7 protein-coding genes are annotated in these 4,031 nt (G+C 42.1%); all 7 read right to left on the bottom strand.

Features of this window, described 5'->3' with window-relative positions; genetic code table 11:
- Positions 1 to 75: 75 nt before the first annotated feature.
- On the bottom strand, positions 76 to 354 hold the full coding sequence (locus HEN33_RS24335) for an EscG/YscG/SsaH family type III secretion system needle protein co-chaperone (RefSeq protein ID WP_000245867.1): 279 nt from the start codon (positions 352 to 354) through the stop codon (positions 76 to 78).
- 5 nt (positions 355 to 359) lie between these two features.
- Entirely contained in the window at positions 360 to 581 is a 222-nt protein-coding gene (escF, locus tag HEN33_RS24330; RefSeq protein ID WP_001053840.1) for a type III secretion system LEE needle filament protein EscF, read from the bottom strand.
- A gap of 36 nt (positions 582 to 617) precedes the next feature.
- Complete coding sequence (cesD2, locus tag HEN33_RS24325; protein WP_000228587.1) at positions 618 to 1,025, bottom strand: LcrR family type III secretion system chaperone CesD2; 408 nt, start codon at positions 1,023 to 1,025, stop codon at positions 618 to 620.
- A gap of 6 nt (positions 1,026 to 1,031) precedes the next feature.
- Complete coding sequence (gene espB, locus HEN33_RS24320; RefSeq protein WP_001092013.1) at positions 1,032 to 1,976, bottom strand: type III secretion system LEE translocon pore-forming subunit EspB; 945 nt, start codon at positions 1,974 to 1,976, stop codon at positions 1,032 to 1,034.
- Between the two features lie 20 nt (positions 1,977 to 1,996).
- Positions 1,997 to 3,139: a type III secretion system translocon subunit SctE gene (locus tag HEN33_RS24315; protein ID WP_000935767.1), complete on the bottom strand. Its 1,143-nt coding sequence runs from the start codon at positions 3,137 to 3,139 to the stop codon at positions 1,997 to 1,999.
- 12 nt (positions 3,140 to 3,151) lie between these two features.
- Positions 3,152 to 3,730, bottom strand: coding sequence for a type III secretion system LEE translocon filament protein EspA (gene espA, locus HEN33_RS24310; RefSeq protein WP_000381552.1), 579 nt, complete (start codon positions 3,728 to 3,730; stop codon positions 3,152 to 3,154).
- Between the two features lie 57 nt (positions 3,731 to 3,787).
- On the bottom strand, positions 3,788 to 4,031 hold a 244-nt coding region (locus tag HEN33_RS24305; RefSeq protein WP_096889890.1), incomplete at its 5' end, for a TyeA family type III secretion system gatekeeper subunit.

Below are 4,031 nucleotides of genomic sequence, written 5' to 3'. Positions count from 1 at the left end.
GTATTATAAATATCTCTGTTAAAATTTATAGCATACCAAAATGAAATTTATCAATTGTTTAAACTCAATATGAGATTAAAACATTAGTGTCCAGCTTCTATTATTCTCGTGGACCAGACTGCATAACAACTGGCTTGTCTCATCATCCATAAAGTCCTCCAGAGCCTTTACCGCATCATTTTTTCTATTTAATCCATATAAAATAATAAATTCTAAATGTGCGATATCTTTTTTATCGGGTATAATTTGCGGCAATACATTCAGGATAGATTCTGCATATTTGGGAAGCTTATGATTTGCCGCAGCTACAGCCGCCCACACCAGTATCTTGTTGGCAGAAACATCATTAACCATAAAAATTAAAAGCTACGGTTGGAAATGGTTGAGACCAAATCTTTTATCGTTTTCAGCATTCCACTTTCTACGTTAACATAAGCAGAATATTGCTGAACCGCGAACTGCAGCTCTAACATTTTTTCAGGGTCATTAACCAAATCGGTGCTATTAAGTAACTCTGGCACAGAATCACTCAGCGTTTTACCTACTTCACCCATTTGTTGAGTAATTTCAGATAAATTCATTAAATTTTCCTCAATAGTTAATAGAAATAAAAATTTCTAACTATTTACATTCATTACGAACCAAATTCCGTCTTCTGTTTCTTGCTGCACAGCGCCCTTTCTGATGAAGTAATTAAACAACTCTTCGCGCTTTTGACGTTCTGAATCTGAACCAATCTTAGATTTCATCGCACTGATTTTCTTAATACCCGAAAAATGGTGGTACAACTCTTCGAGCAAGCGAGTCAGTGATAAAACAGGGCCGTTAAGCCCTGTTTGGTTACGTGCTTCAAAAGAGCACAAAATCAGTTCTTGTTCATCAAGTCTGTACGCTAATGAGAAAAAAGAGGTCTCAATCCGCCATCCGATAAAAAAGGCACTGCCACAAAGAAACTCCTTCTGTATTGTGTACCCTTTTTGTTCAAGATAGTGATTAAGCACTTCATCATTAAACGTATCGACCATGATCAATTACCCAGCTAAGCGAACCGATTGACCCATACGATTCTGAAGATCAGTGAGATCGCGAGCGGCTGTTGTCATATCACGCAGACGGCTAGCGATATCATCCTGCGCTCTGCGAACTTCTTGCTTATACAGATCCAAATTACCCTGCTGGAAGTTCTCCACAGACTTATAACGCTGTTCGCTAATCTCATGGTTAGATTTGACTGATTCAGATACCGTTGTTGGCAATGTCTTCGTGCCTTCGGCAAGACTGGTAACGGCAATAAATGGTGTAGAGCCAGTAATCTTATCTACTGCAGCCATAAAGCGGCTTGCCCGACTTGCCTTCTGAGCGGCATCTGCAGCGTTTTCAGCCAGCTGAGAAGCTCTCTGAGCAGAATCGGCAATGTCATCTGCAACGTCAGATGTACGGCTGGCCGCTCTCGTTGCTGTAGTCATCGCTTGCTGCATCACGCTGGATGCATCTTCAACAGCATCAGCAACGCTTTCCGTTGCCTTAGTCAACGTTTTAGTCGCAGTATCAGAAGCCGCATCAATAGCCTTAGAAGATGTAGAGGCGGTTTGTTGAGCAATATCACTCGCGCCTTTCGTAGCACTGTTAATTGCTGCAAAAGAGCCTAAGATCCCCAATACTGATGAAATAGCCCCACCAACCAGAGCGGCTGTTGCAGCGGCCTTTTTTTCATCAATGGCTTTATTCTGGCTCTCAAAAACGGCCAGTTGGATCTGATAGCTCTGCGACAACTGTTGCTGTTGGTAATCCTGCAATATACGCACCATCTTGCCCAGGAGTTTTTGAATTTCCAGCATCAGTTTAGAAACATCGACCTTACCATCGGTAAGCAAAGATGAATTAATAGCAGATGCGGTAATTGCATTAGAGCCGGTAGTATTCTCCGAAACAGAATTAACCGTCATTACTTGATTAGTATAATCAATAGTATTCATAATTAAATTCTCTTTAATAATTAAACTCGACCACTAACAATACGGCTATTTACTCGTGCTGAGTCGGATATTAACTGAGAAGCATTTTGTAAATAGCTTGCCTGGTTTCGCAACTCGGCTGCAGCTTTATCCAGCTCAACCTTCGCACTCTCACCCAGGTTTTCACTCTGTCGAGTTAAGTTTTGCACCGCGTAAGCAGATAACTGAGCCAATATGCTGTATTGCGCAGAATCATTATTCAGCACAGTTGTCCCAATAGAACGTGCAGAGGTCGTAAATCCATTTGCCGTTGCCGCAACTTTTGAAACAACGTTCTCAACAAATACATCGGCCAGTTTAGTAACTGTTTTCACGATGTTTGAACCAACTTTGTTAGCGACATCGCCAACTTTAGACATAAGTGAAGACACCCCGCCAATGCCGGCTGTCAGAATACTTGCAGCAATAGATACTCCGCCAAAGACTTGCGCTGCTGTCTTTAACGCCTGCGGGGCCTTATCGCCCATTACATCAACTGCAGTTTGCAGTGCCATTGCTGTTGCGCTAACGGCAACAACAGCCCAGAGTGCCGGGTTAAAAATAGCTGCAATAGCAGTTACCGCGACGCCCAACCAACCAAAGACCTGACCAACAATTTTACTTTTTTGTGCTTTCTCTTCGGCTTTCTGTTGTTCTTCGAGCTGCTTTTTAAACTCCAGCGTTTTATTATCCAGCGCCTTATTTTGCCCATCCGTGTAGATCTCGTTGGAGTTTTTCATACTCGCAACTTTCTGCGCTGAAGCATCCAGGGATAACAGGGTGACCATCATCATCATGGCCTGAGGGTCAACGTTATTCACCTGAGAAAGATAAGGATAGCCAGAGCTTGCATTCTGAGTGCTGCGCTGTGGTTCGGTTCCCTCTGTTCGACTCCTAACTTCACCACTAATACCACCAAACAGTTTACTCAGGACATCCTCAGCAGCAGAGGGCGTCACTAATGAGTGGCCTGCCGGTGGCGTTGGTAAAGCGGTACTTTCTGTCCAACTTGCTGATGGGGCCGTGGATTTAACCAGTTGTAAATCCAGCGCGGAAGTCACTTCAGGCTGATTAATACCTGAAGTAGCCGTAGCAGCGCTGGCCCCAGACCTCATCGACTGGATATCGCTATTTACATTGAGCATAGTTATCTCCGGTTATTTACCAAGGGATATTGCTGAAATAGTTCTGTATTGCAGTGACTGAATATCAGCACGTGCACTCGTTAATAAGTTTAACGTATTTGACATTTGCTGTATTTCAAGCTGGCTATTATTCACTACCGTGGTCAAGTTATTCGATTTGGCCGAAATAGCTGCCTTCACCGTTTGCAAATCACCAGCGCCTAATTCAACAGTAATGTCTTTTACATCACTGACCGTAATGCCATTACGAGGATCTTTTATATAGTCGATCACTTCTTGAGGAAGTTTGGCTTTCGCATCCTTGTTAGAACTGCTCTGAACCTCAGCAATTTTAGCATCCACAAGATTAGCCATTTTTTGGGCAGTGGTTGACTCCTTAGATGCCTCATTCATATCAGCAAACTTTGCAATCGACAGATCGCTTTGTGCCTGATACATATAGGCAAACATGAGAAGCGCAGCCTGAAAAACACCGACTTCATTAAATAGCTGAACTACTTCGTCTTTCGACATGCTGCCTAAGTCATAGACTGTCGATGTCGAAGTACTCGCGTTCGCACTGGCAACTGATGTTGCAGTTGATGTATCCATGTATATACCTCTTAATAATCTTTCTTAGCAAGACCAAAAACAATTAAAAAATCAATATCAAATAACATCCTCCTTATAATCAATTACTTTACCAATCATTAATAATGCATTATCTCTCTGTTCCCTATCAATAAAACAAGCGTCAGGTAATGATGCAAAAAAGTCTTTCAATAGGTGGAAATAATAAACATGTTTATCTTCGACAATCGATACCCGAGAAGGGCTTTCCAGGAGCCAGTCTTCTGTTAACCATACATGTTCAATAATAGACAATACTTCATTTAAAATGACATCTTTATCT

This window comes from Escherichia sp. 94.0001 (assembly GCF_013369155.2).
Lineage (GTDB): Bacteria > Pseudomonadota > Gammaproteobacteria > Enterobacterales > Enterobacteriaceae > Escherichia > Escherichia coli_F.
The sequence above is the reverse complement of the archived record's forward strand: the minus strand, read 5'-3'. Positions and strand labels throughout refer to the sequence as shown.